We start from the raw sequence: 17,171 nt of genomic DNA on the forward strand, positions 1-17,171 counted from the left end.
ACCCCTCGTGCGCCTCAAACTCACAGCGCAGCACTATTCGCCCGCCATAGTGTTGAGTCATGCCCGAACATCCGGATGCCCTGCCGACGCCCGACGAGCGCCTCGGCGCCGCGCAGCCTCTCGACCCAGCCCCGCCCATCCCCCATTTGCCCCTGCTCGAAGAGGCCGACGACGATGCCGCACCGCTCGAAGTGAAGCCCACCTGGCGCGGGTGGATTCACGCGGTCACGTTTCCGCTCGCAATTGCCGCAGGCATCGTGCTGGTCGCCGTAGCCGATGGGCCGGCCGCGAAGGCCAGCTGCGCCGTGTTCGCGATCACGTCGCTGCTGCTATTCGGCAATTCGGCGCTCTATCACCGCTTCAACTGGAAGCTCAAGACGAAGCGCATACTGAAGCGCATCGACCACGCCAACATCTTTCTGCTGATTGCCGGCACCTACACACCCATCGCCGTTCTCGCACTGCCGCCGGGTAAAGGCACACTGCTACTCGTGCTCATTTGGATAGCCGCTGTTCTGGGCATCGGCTTTCGGGTGTTCTGGATCGACGCTCCCCGCTGGCTGTATACCCCGCTGTACGTCTTGATGGGTTTCGCGGCCCTGCTGTTCATCGCAGACATCTTCGCTGCCAATGCTGCCACCATGACGCTGGTGCTCGTGGGCGGTCTCGCCTACACGATCGGGGCCGTCATCTACGGCTTGAAGCGGCCCAACCCTATTCCGGGAGTCTTCGGGTTTCACGAGATCTTTCACGCCCTGACCCTCGTGGCATTCGCATGCCACTGGACGGGCATTCTGCTGCTCGCGGTGAACCCGCCGTATAACGCCTGAGTCTCACAGCCGCTGCGTCTCACCGGTCGGGCCCTCATCGCAATGTTTGCCGGCGTCAACCGCTTGGGCCTCCTTCATGACGAACGCGTGAATCTGTTTGGTCAGTTCGTGCACCTGCCGGGTCAGCTCGGTGTTCGACAGCAGCTCATGGTCTGATTGGGCGAAGTCGTGGTCTGCCTTCGCCTGCTGAAAGGCCGCCTGACGGTTCTGCCCCACCATGACGAACGTCGAAAGAAAGATCGCCTCGAGAGACACAACGAGCGTCAGCGTCGGCCACGGGCTTTGTTCGAAGAGCAGCATCCACACCACGAAGATCGCCGCGTGAAGGTACACGAACCGCATCGACCCCGCGAATGCGGTAATGGCATCGGCGACACGCAATTGAACGCTGTTCGCCCGTCGCCGCAGCTGCTCCGCAACGAGCGGGTGGTGAACCTGCGCGACCTCATCTCGGCCTGCGATTATGGGCGTCGAGGGTGCGGTGTTGGCGTCTGCTGCTTCATTCTGATTCGTGAGTGTGTCAGTCATGTGGTTTCTCGTTCGGCGAATCCCCTGCCGAATCATACGGACGCGCCAACCAACCACGGCTCGTTTCCCAGCCATTTCGAATGAAGCTCACATTTATTCAGACAGCGTTGCCGGCTCGCGTTGGTGGCCCGCTCGCCCGCATTTTCGTGTCGAATCGGTATGGTGTGGGTGGGTTGAGTCGGTCGGTTTGTTGGATGCATCGCCTGGGTGTTTGGTCGGGGTCGACCCATTTCGGGGGGATCATGTGTGGTACCCCGAACCTCATGACGAGTTTCCAGTCGGATTGGTGCAGGTGTCGGTGGTGGAAGCTGCACACTAAAGCGCCGTTGTTGATGTCGGTTCGGCCGGGCGCGTGGTTGTCGTGTTTCCATTCATCAACATGATGACTTTCGCAGAATGAGGGTGGCCGGTCGCAGCCGGGCCAGACGCAGCCGCCGTCACGGGCAGCTAACGCCCGGTTTTGTGCGGGAGTGAAGTAGCGCCGGGTTTTGCCGTGTTGCAACACGTGGCCGTGTTGGCCGAAGAGGGTGGTGATCACATCGCCGTGGCAGAGCAGTTGCGAAACGACGGATGCGGGTATGGGTTCGTCGATGCCGTCGACCCAGCCGACGCCGCGGCCGGCGATGATGTCTTCGAGGGTCGCGTGAATGTTGATCGTGGGCGCTGCACCGTTGATGACTGGCATGCCGGGTAGTCCTGAGCTTTTCCGCGCAAGCTCGGTGTAGAAGTCCACTCGCCGTTTCGACAGCGTACGAGTATCAACGTTCTGACCTTCCGGGGTTTCCAGCCCACCGAGAAACTCTGGTTCGCCGGCAGCATCGCCGGTTTCGGCATTACCTTCGCCGGCAGCCCCGCCGGCCTCGGCGTTACCTTCCGCAGCAGCCCCGCCGGCCTCGGCGTTACCTTCGGCGGTGTCGTCGCCGGTGGTGAAGGCGGGTTTCACGCGGGGGCTGAACGCGGCGTTGTCGATCGCTTTCCATACCGCGGCTTGGTCGGGGGTGAAGATCGCGACCATTTTGGTGTTCCCTGACCGCATTCGGGAGAACGTCAGCCCGCGTTGTTCTTCCAAATCTGTGTACCGGGGTTCAGCACCGTCGGGGTCGATGTTCTCCCGCACCCGTACAGCGAGCCCCCTGATTTGGTCGGCGGTGAACCCGAACCCGCCCACACTCATCCCCGCCTGCTCAACCAGCCGCACGGCGGCAGCATGTACGTCGTCGGTGAGGGCTGCGCCGCTGATGTCGTCTAATGGCCGGATGATCGCATCAGCGACATCAACCCCGATCCGCCCGTCAGAGAGTGCTTCACGCACGGCGTCGTATTTGCCTGGTAGCGCCTGCCCGAGGAACGACTCGCCAACTCGTACCTGTTCCCCGAGCCGCACCCGCCCCCTCGCCGTCCTCATCGACACGGACGTGACAGCGGCGATCATCGCCGCCGGTGAGCTGAAGTTGTTGCGTACCGTGAGCCCGTCGTTACCGAGGTCGTGTCGGCCGCGGTAGGCGATCTCAGCCGCGTACGAGACCCGTAACCCATCCACCAGCCGACCCAGCGCCTCGACCGCTGCCAGACCAGCCACCACATCCTCATCGGCAAGCCCAGCGGGCGCGGCAGCCCGGAACCCCCCACAGTCATCGAGCGCCCCCACTGCGGCCAGTAATCCTTCCCGCAACCGCGCACCGGCTGACCCGGCAGATGCCGGGCCGGGAGCGGGGTTGGGGTTCACGTTCATAGAACGATTCTACCACAAACACGAGTAACACTCACTAAAATTATGGCCGAAACCACCGACACTCCGACCCAAAGCTGCCGCGCCCAACGGGCTTGCCTTCAGATGGATGGGCCGGCTTCAGGAGACAACGGATCGTCAATGCACGGCAGGCTACGGCGCAGAATTATGGAGATGGAGACTAGCGATCGGGGTCGAGCGTTCAGTCGAAAGATGATCTGCGAACGAACAAGCGCGCAAGCGCGGCTAGCGGTTCTTCTTGCCCTTCGGGCCGCTGATCGCGGCTGCAGCCGCAGCCGCCTCTTCTGCGTCGATCTTTTCTTTGGCTTGGGCACGCAGGTTGACACGTCGAATTCGACGAACCATATCGATGATCAGTACGACGGCAGCGATCGCGACCAACAACGTGATGACAAAGCCGATTGTGCCCGGCGTCACGGTGTCTGGGTTGAAGGTGGGGTCAGGCGTCGGCGTGGAGTCGTCGGCTAGCCAATTCAGGGCGGTGACGGTAAGGAGCATCATTTCGCGGCCTCCGTCGCCTGTGCATCAACGCGGGTCTGGTCGTGGTCGAGGGCCTGTGCATCAGCACTTTCGTCGACGACGCCCTCGAACAGATCTGATTCGAGCGCATCGCCGCGCTCAGGCAGCGGCACCTTCGAATCGATCAGCTGAAAGTCTTCAAACGGCCACGCTTTCTGCTGCAGCTCGTTCGGCCAGAAGAAGAACGAACTGTCGGGCGCGACCTGGCTGGCGTGCGCGAGCAGCGCCGCGTCACGAGCCCCGAAGAATTCGCCCGCCGGAACCTGAGTCGTCGCGAGGTACGGGGCTTCGGTCATCCACCTCTTGATCTCGGTGAACGACTCGAGCAACGGGCTTTCGGGGTCGGTTTCGAGAAGCAGCGAGTAGATCGACTGCATGCGCTGGTAGCTGAAGATACGGTCGTAGTAGAGCTTCGACACCTGCCACACCGGCCCGAGTTCGGGCGCGTACGATTCGTCGGCCGCGAGCTCGTACGCGAGCACCGAGATGTCGTGGCAGCGAATGTGGTCGGGGTGCGGGTACCCCCCATTTTCGTCGTAGGTGAGGAGCACGTGCGGGCGAAACTCGCGAACCAGTTTCACAAGCGGCCGCACACTCACCTGGGTCGGGATGCTCGCAAAAGCGTTCGCAGGCAACGGATCACCCTTGTCGGGCAACCCCGAATCGGCATACCCGAGCCAGCGGTGCTCGAACCCGACAGCGGCCTGCGCTGCCGCCATCTCGACCCGGCGTAACCCAGCCATGTCCCGCTCGGCCCAGCTTCGCGCTTCGAGGTTCTCGTTCAGAACACTGCCGCGCTCACCGCCGGTGCAACTCACCACCATGACGTCGGCCCCGTGGTGCTCGTAATAGGCATACGTGGCTGCGCCTTTACTCGACTCATCGTCGGGATGGGCGTGAACTGCCATGAGACGAAATGCCAGGTGTCTCAACTCCTCAGGTAAGCGAACTACCCTAGTGAAATGGGTTGTGCGGGGATTTTCTGCACTGACCTAGACTAATCGTTTCGACGAAAGAGATTCGAAGACGTGAACGAAGACGAGTTGAGCGAAGACGGCCCTTTCGCCGCTTCGAGCGCGCCGCTCGCGCCCTCATCAACAGCAGAACCGGCCTCATACGTTCGCGCAGAACGGTATGGCCGCACGCCCCGCACGTCAAAGCGCGGTCGCATCATTGCGCTCGCGTTCGGTGCCGCGGTTGTCGTGGTCATCGGCTCGTGGGTCGTATGGGCGGGGTTCGACGGTACGGCATCCACAGTAGATGCACAGAATCGGGCGTTCGTCATCGTCAGCGGCACCCGGGTCGACGTCGCGGTGACGGTGTCTGTCGACAGTGGCCGCGCGGTGTCGTGCGCTATCGAGGCGCAGAACTCGAACCACTCGGTGGTGGGTTTCAAAGTGATCGACGTGCCCGCGTCGGCGCAACGAACTCAGCAGATCACCACTACTGTATTGACCACAGAACCAGCTGTCACCGGAACCCTCGACAGCTGCTGGCTCACCTAGGCAGCCCGCCAGACCACGGGCCGCGCACCAACGTAAGGGAAACTTCATGGCAGACGAAGCAGAGGTCAGCTGGCTGACACAGGCAGCGTACGACCGTCTAGCAAATGAGCTCGAATACGCCACTACCACCGGCCGGCAAGAGATCACCGACAAGATTCAGTCGGCGCGCGAAGAGGGCGATCTCAAAGAAAACAGCGGTTACCACGCCGCCAAAGACGAGCAGGGCAAACAAGAGGCTCGCATCAGGTTCTTGACCAACCTGCTGAAAACCGCACAGGTGAGCGAAGCGCCCGAGAGCCACGGAGTGGTCGTCCCCGGCACCGTCATCACGGCAGTCATCGCGGGAGATGAGACCGTCTTTCTCTTGGGCAGCCGCGAGATCGCCGGCCAGAGCGACCTTGACGTGTACTCGGAGAAGAGCCCGCTGGGCTCAGCCATCATGGGTCTCGCGGTAGGCGACACCACCACCTACGAGGCGCCGAACGGCCGCGCCATCACCGTAAAGGTCACCGCGGTCGAGAACTACACCGGCTGAGACCGCTCGACGTTGCGAAGCGGATGCGGCTCAGTCGAGCACGAGCCGAGGGTCGTAGCCCGCCTCGCGCAACTTCTCTACAACCTCTGCACGATGCTCAGGCCCACGCGTCTCGACGCTGAGTTCGAGCTCGACCTCGCTGAGCTGCATTCCGCCGCCGTGACGTGTGTGCAGCACCTCGATGACGTTCGCGTTGGCCTCAGCCACGATCTCTGAGGTGCGAGCAAGCTGACCAGGCCGATCGGGCAGCATGATGCGCAGTTTCAGGTACCGGTCTGACGCGGCCAGGCCGTGGCTGATGACGCGCTGCATCAACAGCGGGTCGATGTTTCCGCCTGAGAGTATGACCACCGTTTTGCCAGCGTTCGAGATCTGACCCGCCAAGATCGCCGCGACGCCCACTGCGCCGGCCGGCTCCACGACGAGTTTCGCTCGCTCGAGCAGCACGAGAATGGCCCTGGCGATATCTGCTTCGCTCACGGTGACGATCTCGTCGACCAGCTGCCGAATGATCTCGAAGTTCAAGATGCCGGGTTTCGCCACGGCGATACCGTCTGCGATGGTGGCCGAGGTGCGAATCTCGGTGGCGACGCCGGCCTCGAGCGAGGGCGGGTAGGCGGCAGCGTTCGCTGCTTGCACGCCGATGACCCGAACCTGACGCCCGTCGGCCGCAGCTCGCTGCTTGACTGCACTGGCGACACCCGAGATCAGCCCGCCTCCGCCGATAGGAATGATGATGGTCTCGAAGTCGGGCGCCTGGTCGAAGATCTCCAGCCCGAGCGTTCCCTGGCCCACGATGACATCAGGATGATCGAACGGCGGTATGAGCACCGCCCCCGTCGTCGCGGCGTACTCGGCGGCGGCTCTCAAGGGTTCTTCGACCGTGTGACCGCGGAGCAGAACATCCGCACCGTAATCGCGTGTGGCCTGCAGTTTCGGCAAGGCGACACCGAGCGGCATGAAGATGGTGGCCTTGATGCCGAGTTCGCGGGCGGCGAAGGCGACACCTTGAGCGTGATTGCCGGCAGAGGCCGCAACGACGCCGCGAGTCTTCTCTTCGGCGCTCAGCCGCGACATGCGGTAGTAGGCGCCGCGAATCTTGTACGACCCGGTGCGCTGCAGGTTCTCGAGCTTCAGCAGAACGTCAGACCCGAGCACCTCGGCCAGAAACCGCGAGGTCTCGATGGGCGTGGGCTGCGCTACTCTAGCCACGATCTGCCGCGCAGACTCGATGTCTGCCAGGTCGGGTATGGCAGAGACGGTCTGTGCGGGTGTTTCAGGCATCGAGTAGGGGCTCTTTCGGTTCGGGTTTGCCGTGCCAGACGCCGCTTGCCACGTATTTGATCATCACGTTCAGAACCGCGATGAAGGGAACGGCAAAAAATGCGCCCGGGATACCAGCGATAATACTGCCCCCAGCTACGGCAAGAACAACGGCGAGTGGATGCACCTTAACAGCCGTGCCCATGACGAGCGGCTGCAACACGTGGCCCTCGATCTGCTGAACCAGAAGCACCACGCCGAGCATGATGAGTGCCACGACCCAGCCGTTGTAAATGAGAGCGATGAACACGGCGAGCGCCCCGGTCAGCACCGCGCCCACGACGGGAATGAACGACCCGAGAAACACGAGCACGGCGATCGGGATGGCCAACGGCACCTGCAGAATGAGAGCGCCCAGCCCGATACCGACCGCGTCGACGAACGCCACCAGAATCTGCACCTTGATGAAGCTCTGCAGGGTATTCCAGCCCGAAAGCCCCGCGCCGTCGACGGCCGCACGGGCGCGTTTCGGAAAGACGCGCACCAGCCAGCTCCAGATGCCCTTGCCGTCGATGAGGATGAAAAGCGTCGAGAAGAGCACCAGCAGAACACCGGTGAGCACGTGCCCGACGGTCGAACCCACACTCAGAGCGCCGCGGAAGAGGGCGGCGCTGTCGTTCTGAATCGCTGTCCACGCTTGACCGATGTAACTGCTGATCTGGTCATCGGTGAGGTGCAACGGCCCGTTCTTCAAGGTGTCGATGAACGAGTTGTACGCCGCGGTGCTCTGCGCCTTCAGGTCGTCGTAACCCGAGGTTATTTGCGTGGTCACGAGCAACCCGAGCGCACCGATCACGACGAACACAGCAAGCAGCGGCACCACGATCGCGACCCAGTGCGGCCAGTGGTGCCGAATCAGAAAGTTCTTGAACGGCACGAGCAGCGCCGAGAGAATGACGGCGATCAGCAAAGGAATCACCACGAGGCTGAACTGCGACACGACCCAGAGCAAGGCTGCCAGTGCCGCAACGATAACCACGATGCGCCATGCCCACGCGCCGGCGATCATCATGGCGGGTGGCACGATTCCGTCTGCCGAGGCAGAAGCCGGGGCCGAATCTTCCACTACTCGAGCCAGCGCCGCGGCCTGCACCGCGGCTTGGTCGGCCTGGGCCTTCAGAACCGCGGCACGTCGACGTGCGAAGAAACTCGACCGATCGGTGGGTTCGACGGAATCTGACATGAGTTCAGTCTAGACAGCGCCCTCTGAAGAGCGGCTGGTGTCTGAGGGCGCCGGTACGCTTCGAGTGTGGTTTCTACGATTTCTGCGGGGGTGGCGCGGCGCATAGCGCTGGGCGCGCAAGGGTTCGGTTCGGGCGGGGCGAGCCGGGCATCCACTGTGGGCCTGCGACAGCTCACAGGGCTGGTGAACAGGCTCGCGTTGCTGCAGATCGATTCGGTGAACGTGTTCGAGCGCAGCCACTACATGCCTGCGTTCTCGCGGCTCGGGCCCTATCAGAAGACCGATCTCGACCGGCTGACCTACGGCAAACGCATGATCGAGTACTGGGCGCACGAGGCGTCGTTCATTCCGGTCGAGACCTTTCCGCTGCTGCGCTGGCGCATGGCCGACTTTCGGGCGCACTCGACCAAGCCAGGCTCGTGGGCCGAGGCGAACCCGCAGATGCTGCGGTGGCTGTTGGCTGAGCTGGCCGAGAAGGGGCCGCTGCCCGCCAGCGCCATCGAGCACGAGTCGAACAAGGGCACCGGCTCGTGGTGGGGCTGGTCTGACGTCAAGGTCGGGCTCGAGACGCTCTTTCGCTGGGGCGATGTGGTGAGTGCCGGGCGCACCCGGTTCGAGCGAACCTACGCGCTGCCAGAGCACGTGCTGCCGGCCGAGATTGCCTCGCGAGAGGTCACGCGACCCGACGCGATTCGTGAACTCGTGGCCATTTCGGCGAAGGCTCACGGCATCGGCACCGCCGGTGACATCGCCGACTATTTTCGGCTGAAGGGGGTAGATGCTCAGCCGGCCATTCGCGACCTCGAGGCCTCAGGCGAGCTGCTGCCCGTGTCGGTCGAGGGCTGGAACAAACCGGCCTGGCTGCACCGCGACGCCCGGCAGCCTCGCCGCATCGAGGCCACCGCTCTGCTGTCGCCGTTCGACCCGATGGTGTGGCAGCGCGACCGCGCCGAGCGGCTCTTCGACTTTCACTACCGCATCGAGATCTACACTCCGCAGCCCAAGCGAGTGTTCGGGTATTACGTGCTGCCGGTGCTGATCGACGATCGCGTCGTGGGGCGCGTCGACCTCAAGAACGATCGGCAGGCCGGCGTCTTGCGCGTGCAGGCGGCCTGGAGCGAGCCGAACACTCCCGCAGACGCGGCAGCGCGCCTCGCCATCGTGCTGCGCCAAACTGCGGCCTGGCAGAACCTCACCGACGTACTCGTAGCCCCCCGCGGCAACTTCGCGGCGCCCCTGGCCGCGGCCGTAGCCGCGCCTTAGGCCCGCACCCGGGTGCCGCCCCACCTCGCCCGGGCGCGCAACCACCACCACCGCCGCGAGGATTCATGCGACGCCAGTCCCGCCACTACCGCCGCGAGGATTCATGCGGCGCCGCCCGCAGGGCGGGCCATATGCTCAGAAACTGCCGCCCATTTTTTCTAGGCGCGCGATGCGGTCGGGGATGGGCGGATGCGTCGCGAAGAGGCGGTTCATGAGGCCGGGCTTCAGGGGGTCGGCTATCCACATGTGCGCCATGCTCGTGGTCTGCTTCTGCATGGGTTTGCCGTAGGCCTCGAGCTTTTCGAGGGCGGAGGCCAGGGCATCCGGATGCCGCGTGGTGAGCGCACTCGTGGCGTCGGCCAAATACTCCCGTTGCCGTGACACGGCGAGTTGCACGACGGTCGCGATGATGGGCGCGATAACCGCCGCCACCAGCCCGAGAACGAGCACCAGCGGATTGTTGTTGTTATTGTTGCCGCGCCCGAAGAAGGCCATGCGCAAGAACATGTCGGCGATGAGCCCCACCGCCACCACGAGCCCGTAGACGATCAGCGACACGCGAATGTCGTAGTTCTGCACGTGCCCCATCTCGTGCGCCATGACGCCTTCGAGCTCGGAGTCGGTCATGATGTCGAGCAGCCCCGTGGTGACCGCGACCACGGAGTGCTTCGGGTCGCGCCCGGTGGCGAAGGCGTTCGGCGCCGCATCGTTGATGATGTAGACCTTCGGCATGGGCTGCCCGGTGGTGATGGCGAGGTTCTCCACAACGCGCCAGAGCCTCGGATTGTCGGCCTTCTGAATCTCGATGGCGCCCGACTGCATGACGGCCTGCGACGCAGCGAAGAAGTACTGAAAAATGGCGAACCCGATGGCGAACACCAGAATCACGATGGTCAGGCTGTAGCTGCTGTAGAGGTACCCGGCAAGCCAGCCGAGGCCGCCGATGATGATGACGAACAGCACCAGAATCACCACGGTGTTGCGCTTGTTCGCCGCTATTGCTTTATACATGTGACGTTCGGGTCAGAGAGGTTTGTGTCAAAAGAGAGAAAGTACGTGAGGGTGACTGACAATCGCCACTGCTCTAGAACTGCACACGCGGCGGCTCTGCGATGGCAGCCAGGTCGGCCACCTCGAAAAAGTCGCGGGCGGTGAAGCCGAGCCGCTTGGCGAAGACGTTGTTCGGAAAGACCTTGATCTTGGTGTTGAGCTCGCGCACCCCGCCGTTGTAGAACCGTCGAGACGCCTGCACCTTGTCTTCGGTGTCGACCAGCTCGGCTTGCAACTGCAAGAAGTTCTGCGAAGCCTGCAGCTGCGGGTACGCCTCGGCGACCGCGAAAATGCTCTTCAGGGCGGTCTGCATGTGGTTCTCGGCAACAGATGCCTCGGCAGGCCCCTGCGCGCTCAGTGTCTCAGCACGCGCTTTCGTAACCGCCTCGAACACGCCTTTTTCGTGCGCCGCGTAGCCCTTGACCGTCTCGATGAGGTTCGGCAGCAAATCGGCTCGACGCTTCAGCTGAACGGTGATGTCGCTCCACGCCTCGTCGACGCGAACGTTCAGCGTCACCAGCGAGTTGTAGGTCGCCCACAGGTATATACCGATGATGATGACGAGTACGACGACGACGATCAGTGCGATTATCCAGCCCATGCCACAACTATAACGACTGAGATGTACTCACACAGAGGGGTCGAGGCAAGCTCTCAGCCATCGGGCAGCCTCGGGTTACGAACGCGCCTCGAGCACCCGTCGCAGCCATGCGAACGACTCTTTCGGCGTGCGATCGAGGGTGCTGAAGTTCACGTGAACGAGCCCGAAACGCTGACTGAATCCGGCTGCCCATTCGAAGTTGTCGAGGAGAGACCACACGTAGTACCCGCGAAGATCCACCGCCGAGGCCGGGCCGCCGGGCGCTGTGGCGTCGAGGGCGCACTGCAGATGAGCGGCGAGATAGTCGATGCGCGCGGAGTCGCCGATGCGGGCGACGCCGGTCTCGGCATCCAGAACCACCGCATCGGGCAGGCTGACACCGCCCTCGGTGATGAACACCGGTGGCAGTACCTCGCCGTACCGCTCGGCCAGCTCGGTGAGGGCGACGCCGAGAAACTCGGGAGCGTTCGGCCAGCCGAAACCGGTGCGCGCAAATTCGGGCCACTCGCCGAGGTGAAACGGCAACGACGAGAGCGCACTCGACTCGCCGTCGGGCGAGGCCACTCCCCCAGCTCCGGCCGCGATGCGGGTGGGAAAGTAGTAGTTCAGCCCGTAGAAATCGAGGGGCTGGTGGATGATCGCCAGATCGCCCGGCTCAGCCTCGACCAACGGGCGCAGCAGCGCGGCGAACGCCTCTGGCACATCGGGGTACTCGCCGAGCAGCACCGCGTCGCCGAACATCCGGTTGTGCACGATGTCGAAGAGCCCAGCGAACGCCTCGTCGTCATCGGAGCTGGTCACCGCTGACACCGGCGAGTGCACGTTGGTGATGCCGATGTCGCCGCGAACCGAGGCCCCACGCAGGGCCTGCGCGGCGAGCCCGTGGCCGAGCAACTGATTGTGACCCGCGGCCAGCGCGTCGAACAGCAGTGTCGTACCGGGGGCGTGAATGCCGAGTGCGTAGCCGTTCAGCATGACGGTGGCCGGCTCGTTGATGGTGACCCACCGGTCGACTCGGTCGCCGAAGACCTCGCCCACGGCGTAGGCGTAGTCGCCGAAGCGTTGCGCGGTGTCGCGGTTCAGCCAGCTGCCACGCAGTTCGAGCGGGGTGTCCCAGTGGAAGAGGGTGGCCATCGGGCTGATTCCGGCCGTGAGCAGCTCGTCGAGCAACCGGTCGTAGAACGCGATGCCCTGACGGTTGAGGCTACCGGTGCCGCCGGGCTGAAGCCTGGGCCAGCCGAACGAGAACCGGTAGGAGTCGACGCCGAGGTCGGCCATCAGGGCGACGTCTTCGCTCACCCGGTGAAAGTGGTCTGCCGCGACGTCGGCGTTCGCGCCGCCAGCGATGCGGCCCTGCTGGTGGCTGAACTCATCCCACACCGACAGTTCGCGGCCGCCATCGTGCACGCCGCCCTCGATCTGAAATGCCGCAGTGGCAACTCCCATCACGAAACCGGCGGGGATGATCGAGGCGAACGCCTCGGCCTCGGCCATGGCGGCGTCGCGGGCGTTCTCGCTCATCGGCCGAGCACCCGCTCGAGGTACGTGTTCGCGAAGCGCCGCTCGGGGTCGAGCCGGTCGCGCACCGCGAGAAACTCGTCGAAGTGCGGGTACACGGTGCGCAACGACGCGGCGTCGCGGGTGTTCATCTTGCCCCAGTGCGGCCTGCCGTGGTGCGCCATCATGATCTCCTCGACCGCCCGAAAGTACTCTGCCGGGTCGTCTCGGTAGTAACGGTGCACTGCAATGTATCCCGTTTCGCGACCCGAGGCGGTCGAGAGCAGCACATCGTCGGCCGCAGCGAAGCGCACTTCGATGGGAAACGAGATGCGCCAGCCCCGACTCTCGATGAGGTCGTCGATCTCCCCCAGCACGGTGGGTACGTCTTCGGCGGGCACGGCGTACTCCATCTCGACAAAGCGCACGGTGCGTTTCGTGGCGAAGACCCGGGCCGATAGATCGCTGAATTCTCGCGTGCCAGTGAGTTTCTCGGCCGCCCGATTGATGTGCGGGATGACCGCGGGAACCGCCCGCCCGGCCATACAGGTGACCCGAAAGAGCTGATTCGATACGAGCTCGTCGTCGATGAACCTGCGCAGCGGCGAGAGCGGCCGCCGAACGGTGTGTGCGGGGAGTCGCGCGTTCGTCTTGGTAAGTGCGGTGCGGGTGTGCGGAAACCAGTAGAACTCGAAGTGGTCGACGGCGTCGGCACGGGCATCCACTCGCGAAAGCACGTCGTCGAGCGGCTCGGCGGCTTCGGTGGCGTGCAGCACGAACGTGGGCACGCACTGCAGCGTCACCTCGACGATGATGCCGAGCGAGCCGAGGCCGAGGGCCACGGCCGGCAGCAGCTCGACGTTCTCGGTCTCGCTCACGGTGAGCAGCGACCCGTCGCCCACCACCAGAACAGCGCCGACCACCTGGGTCGAGATGCCGCCGAACCTCCGACCGGTGCCGTGCGTGCCGGTGGAGATGGCGCCGCTGATGGTCTGTCGATCGATGTCGCCGAGGTTTTGCATGGCGAGCCCGAACGGCGCCAAAAGGCGCGGAATCTCGTGCAGAAACGTGCCGCCGGCTAGCGTGACCTGCAAGCGTGCACTGTCGACCGAACGTATGCCTCTCAGGGCATGTAGGTCGAGCTGCACTCCCCCGGCCACCGCGATTCCGCTGAAACTATGGCCTGCGCCGACGGCCTTGATGCGCATTCCCGACTTCGCCGCGGCTATGACGGCACGCTGCACCGCCTCGACTCTCGACGGCCTTTCGACCCGGGCCGGCTTCACCGCTTCGGTGCGGCCCCAGTTGCGCCAAACCGCTCCCGTCGCCGTCACAGAAACGCCTTATTCTCGCCCCGATAAGTGGGCAGTGCGGCGACAATGGATGCTGCGCCCCGCACCTGGTCGTCGACGAGCTGAAACTCGGTGACGTGCTCAGAGAGCTCCCCCGATTTGGTGTGCCGCAGCCAGACCCGGTCACCGGGTCGCAGCACCTCGGCGGCCGCACCCGAGAGCGGAGTCTGAACCTCGCCCGCCATCTCGCGGGCCTGCATCTTCAGGTCGAGGGGCCACACGATTTCGGGCAGCCGGTCGGGTTGCGCCGGCCCCGAGGCGATCCAGCCGCCACCGAGCAGCGTCGCCATCTTCGGCGTGGGTTTGCGCACCACCGAGAGCGCGAACGCTGCCGCGGGCGCGGGCTGAAACCGCGAGTAGGTGTCGAAGAGGTGGCCGCCGAAGAGCCCGCTGCCGGCGGCGATCTCGGTGACGGATGAGTCGGCAGAAGTGCTCTCGAGCGACCCTGTACCGCCACCGTTCACGAACTCGAGATCGGCCACCTCGCGCACGGCGCGCACAACGGCACCCCGCCGGTCGGCGAGTTCGGCGATGGATTGGTGCTGCATCCAGTCGAGCACCCGTGCCCTGGCAGGGTTGCCTTTCGGCCGGTTGCCGACTCCCGCGATCTGCGCCTCGTAGCCCATCAGCCCCACCAGGCTGAAGCCCGGGCGCGACTCGACGACCTGCGCGAGCGTGCGCGCCTCGCCCACCGTGAAGATGGGCGAACGCCACACCCCGATATGCCCGAGGGCACGCGTGACATACGACGTGTCGAGTTCGATGCAGATGCGGATGCTCGCGCGGACCTTCGGCGAAACGACGGCGTCAATGAGATCGAGCTGACTCACCGAGTCGATCATCAACGTCACCCGTGAGGCGAGCCGATCATCCGACGCCAATCGAGCGATCGCGGCGCGGTCGACCGTGGGGTACCCGACCACCACGTCGTCGATGGTCTCGGCGAGCCAGAGCGCCTCGGGCAGCGTGTAGGCGAGAATTCCGGCGTAACCCGGTAACGCGAGCACGGCGTCGAGCACCTCGCGAACGCGAACCGATTTGCTGGCGACACGAATGGGTTTACCCGCCGCGCGATCGAGCATCGAGAAAGCGTTGTGCGCGAGCGCGGTCAGGCTGAGTGCGGCCAGCGGGGTATCGAGGTTCGCCGTTGCCGCGGTGAGGTCGCCCCAGTACTGCGCAGGGTTCTGCCAGGGCGTGGCCTCGGAGCGGGTGAGGGCGAAGGGCAGGGTGGCAGGCATCAGCGAACCGATTTCACTCGGGCCACGGCGAAAGCACCCGCGGCGGCGAACAGACCAGACAACACGAAAAGGGCGGTGAAACCGCCGAACAGGGCGACGACTCCGGCACCGAGCAGGGGTGCGATGGCTTGCGGAACGGCGGTGGCGATGTTCATGATGCCGAGGTCTTTGCCTCTGGTGGCGGGGTCGGGCAGCACCTGGGTTGCGAGCGCCTGATCGACCGAGAGAAAGCAGCCGTAGCCGAGGCCGAGCAAGCCGCCGGCCACCATCGCCACGTCAAGCGACGGAACGAAGGCGAGCAGCAGCGCGGCCACGGCCTGAAGTGCAGACGACACGAACACGAAAACCCGCCGCCGGCCGATTCGGTCAGACAGTGCACCCGCGCCGAGGGCGGCGATGATGACGAACACCATGTAGATGAGCACCAGCAGAATCAGGTCGTCTTGGGCCGAGGCATCGTTCAGCCCGAACATCAAGAAGTAGAGCAAGAGGGCCGTGCCGAGGGCGTTGCCGATGTTGACGAGAATGCGGCTGAGCAGGGTGAATCCGAAGTCGGGGTACTTTCGAGGGCTGATCCAGAACCCATCGACGAAGGCGCGGGCCGTGACACGAGCTCGGTCGGCTTTCGGCAGCACGGTGTCGGGCATCCAGATGCAGAACGGAGCGACCAACACGACCAGGGCGACGGCCACCGCGAGGTAGCCCACGAAGAGACCGGTGAACACGGCGGTGACGAGCACCAGACCCAAGATGATGCCGATGGCCTGCGGTGCCGAGAGCCAGCCCGAGACGTAGCCGCGCTGACCCACCGGAACCTGGTCTGAGATCGTGGCGGTGAGTGATGCCGTCACGATGCAGAAGCCGATGATGGCGAGAGTCCAGAAGATGCCCACGCCGACGAGCGACTCCTGGGCGCCCAAGAGCACCAGTGAGACCGCGAAGAGCAGGGTGCCGAAGGCGATCCAGGGGCGACGGCGACCGAAGCGCGACGTGGTGCGATCAGACATGGCGCCGGTGATGGGAAAGGTGATGAGCGCAGCGACGCCCGAAATGCCGGAGATGACGCCGAACGCCACCACGCTGTCCATCCAGTTGCCCGTGTTCACCCGGTTCTCGACCTGCAAGGGCAGCAAGAGCTGAATGGGGGTGAGCTGGGCCATCCAGATGCCGAGCCAGGCGATGGCGAAGAGGGCGATCCAGCCGCCGCCGATGCGTTTGGTAGGTTCGGTGAAGACACCGAGCACGCCGACGCCGCCGAGGGCGGAGCCGCTGCCGGTCGGGGCTTCGGCGGTGAAGTCGCCTGCGCCGCTCGTGCCCTTCGCGCCGCTCATGCCCGCCGCGCCGCTGGCGCCACTCGCGTCACCTGTGCCGCTCATGCGGCTTCTGCCAATGCGCTCAACGAGTCTGCAGCGAAGTCGATGATGGCGTGCGCCGCAGCGTCGTCGCGATTCACCAGCCAGCCGATGGTGAGGCCGTCGGTCAGAACGACCAACACGGTTGCGAGTTCGGCCGCCGGCTTACTCCACCGAAGCCCCGTGGAGGCAGCCGCAACGTCGAGCGCCTGCTCGGCCAGAGCGTAGTACCGCTCGTACTGCATCTTAGCGAGGGGCTCGAGCTCGGGCGAGCGCATGGCGTATTGCGTCAGTTCGAACATGGCCTTCTCTCTCATCGGGTTTTCGCGCAGAACGTCGAAGTAGTGCATCAGACCCTCGCGCAGGGTGTCGCGCATCGAGCCGCCGCGCAGCTCAAGTCGAGTCAAGGCCAGCTCTTCACTCGCGATGACCGAGTTCACCAGCTCGGCGATGAGCTCATCGCGACTCGCGAAGGCGTAGTGAAAGCTGGCCAGCGAAACGCCGGCTTCGGCCACAATGGCGCGGGTGGTGGCGCCCTGGATGCCCTGCGCAGCCACCACGCGAAGCGCAGCCTCGAGCAGCAGCTCACGGCGCTCGGCAACGGGTAGTCGGGGCATTGCTCACCTTCGTTGGTGTGGGGCCTTC

17 protein-coding genes are annotated in these 17,171 nt (G+C 64.4%); 4 read left to right on the top strand and 13 right to left on the bottom strand.

Going from position 1 to position 17,171, the window contains the following annotated elements; all coding sequences use genetic code 11:
* The first annotated feature begins 59 nt into the window (after nt 1-59).
* A complete protein-coding gene (gene trhA / locus IEX24_RS10370) occupies nt 60-830 on the top strand; it encodes a PAQR family membrane homeostasis protein TrhA (protein WP_188677782.1) in 771 nt (256 codons plus the stop codon).
* A gap of 3 nt (nt 831-833) precedes the next feature.
* Here trhA and IEX24_RS10375 read toward each other — a convergent pair whose 3' ends face one another.
* From IEX24_RS10375 to mca, 4 genes are all read right to left on the bottom strand, one after another.
* Entirely contained in the window at nt 834-1,358 is a 525-nt protein-coding gene (locus IEX24_RS10375) for a DUF1003 domain-containing protein (RefSeq protein ID WP_188677784.1), read from the bottom strand.
* A 97-nt stretch (nt 1,359-1,455) separates the two neighbouring features.
* Complete coding sequence (locus IEX24_RS10380) at nt 1,456-3,090, bottom strand: HNH endonuclease signature motif containing protein (RefSeq protein ID WP_188677787.1); 1,635 nt, start codon at nt 3,088-3,090, stop codon at nt 1,456-1,458.
* 243 nt (nt 3,091-3,333) lie between these two features.
* A complete protein-coding gene (locus IEX24_RS10385; protein WP_188677792.1) occupies nt 3,334-3,609 on the bottom strand; it encodes a hypothetical protein in 276 nt (91 codons plus the stop codon).
* Nucleotides 3,606-4,535, bottom strand: a complete 930-nt coding sequence (gene mca / locus IEX24_RS10390; protein WP_188677795.1) for a mycothiol conjugate amidase Mca — start codon at nt 4,533-4,535, stop codon at nt 3,606-3,608. Before mca ends, IEX24_RS10385 begins: the two co-directional genes overlap by 4 nt.
* Before the next feature lie 120 nt (nt 4,536-4,655).
* Here mca and IEX24_RS10395 point away from each other — a divergent pair, with 120 nt between their 5' ends.
* Together IEX24_RS10395 and greA are read left to right on the top strand one after the other, a co-directional pair.
* Nucleotides 4,656-5,132 carry a DUF4307 domain-containing protein gene (locus tag IEX24_RS10395; RefSeq protein WP_188677799.1) on the top strand — a complete coding sequence of 159 codons (477 nt, stop codon included), beginning with the start codon at nt 4,656-4,658 and terminating at the stop codon, nt 5,130-5,132.
* A 46-nt stretch (nt 5,133-5,178) separates the two neighbouring features.
* A complete protein-coding gene (greA, locus tag IEX24_RS10400) occupies nt 5,179-5,667 on the top strand; it encodes a transcription elongation factor GreA (protein WP_188677802.1) in 489 nt (162 codons plus the stop codon).
* A gap of 30 nt (nt 5,668-5,697) precedes the next feature.
* Here the strand turns inward: greA and ilvA are convergent, their stop codons facing one another.
* Entirely contained in the window at nt 5,698-6,951 is a 1,254-nt protein-coding gene (gene ilvA / locus IEX24_RS10405; RefSeq protein WP_188677805.1) for a threonine ammonia-lyase, read from the bottom strand.
* The gene (locus IEX24_RS10410; protein WP_188677808.1) at nt 6,944-8,173 is read right to left on the bottom strand and encodes an AI-2E family transporter; all 1,230 of its coding nucleotides are present in this window, start codon (nt 8,171-8,173) and stop codon (nt 6,944-6,946) included. The genes ilvA and IEX24_RS10410 overlap by 8 nt, the downstream gene beginning before the upstream one ends.
* 66 nt (nt 8,174-8,239) lie before the next feature.
* Between IEX24_RS10410 and IEX24_RS10415 the strand changes: the two genes are divergently transcribed.
* Entirely contained in the window at nt 8,240-9,436 is a 1,197-nt protein-coding gene (locus IEX24_RS10415; RefSeq protein WP_188677811.1) for a winged helix-turn-helix domain-containing protein, read from the top strand.
* 135 nt (nt 9,437-9,571) lie between these two features.
* Here IEX24_RS10415 and IEX24_RS10420 read toward each other — a convergent pair whose 3' ends face one another.
* From IEX24_RS10420 to IEX24_RS10450, 7 genes are all read right to left on the bottom strand, one after another.
* Nucleotides 9,572-10,447 (bottom strand): M48 family metalloprotease, encoded by an 876-nt coding sequence (locus IEX24_RS10420; RefSeq protein WP_188677814.1) that lies wholly within the window; start codon nt 10,445-10,447, stop codon nt 9,572-9,574.
* Between the two features lie 73 nt (nt 10,448-10,520).
* Nucleotides 10,521-11,087, bottom strand: coding sequence for a LemA family protein (locus tag IEX24_RS10425; protein WP_188677817.1), 567 nt, complete (start codon nt 11,085-11,087; stop codon nt 10,521-10,523).
* 75 nt (nt 11,088-11,162) lie between these two features.
* Nucleotides 11,163-12,608, bottom strand: coding sequence for a glycoside hydrolase family 1 protein (locus tag IEX24_RS10430; protein WP_229715226.1), 1,446 nt, complete (start codon nt 12,606-12,608; stop codon nt 11,163-11,165).
* Nucleotides 12,605-13,918, bottom strand: coding sequence for a D-arabinono-1,4-lactone oxidase (locus IEX24_RS10435; protein ID WP_188677819.1), 1,314 nt, complete (start codon nt 13,916-13,918; stop codon nt 12,605-12,607). The genes IEX24_RS10430 and IEX24_RS10435 overlap by 4 nt, the downstream gene beginning before the upstream one ends.
* A complete protein-coding gene (locus tag IEX24_RS10440) occupies nt 13,915-15,174 on the bottom strand; it encodes an alanine racemase (protein ID WP_188677822.1) in 1,260 nt (419 codons plus the stop codon). The genes IEX24_RS10435 and IEX24_RS10440 overlap by 4 nt, the downstream gene beginning before the upstream one ends.
* Nucleotides 15,174-16,550 carry an MFS transporter gene (locus IEX24_RS10445; protein WP_229715227.1) on the bottom strand — a complete coding sequence of 459 codons (1,377 nt, stop codon included), beginning with the start codon at nt 16,548-16,550 and terminating at the stop codon, nt 15,174-15,176. The genes IEX24_RS10440 and IEX24_RS10445 overlap by 1 nt, the downstream gene beginning before the upstream one ends.
* Nucleotides 16,547-17,143 (bottom strand): TetR/AcrR family transcriptional regulator, encoded by a 597-nt coding sequence (locus IEX24_RS10450; RefSeq protein WP_188677825.1) that lies wholly within the window; start codon nt 17,141-17,143, stop codon nt 16,547-16,549. Before IEX24_RS10450 ends, IEX24_RS10445 begins: the two co-directional genes overlap by 4 nt.
* Between the last annotated feature and the right edge of the window lie 28 nt (nt 17,144-17,171).

It is taken from the genome of Subtercola lobariae (assembly GCF_014640255.1).
Taxonomy (GTDB): domain Bacteria; phylum Actinomycetota; class Actinomycetes; order Actinomycetales; family Microbacteriaceae; genus Subtercola; species Subtercola lobariae.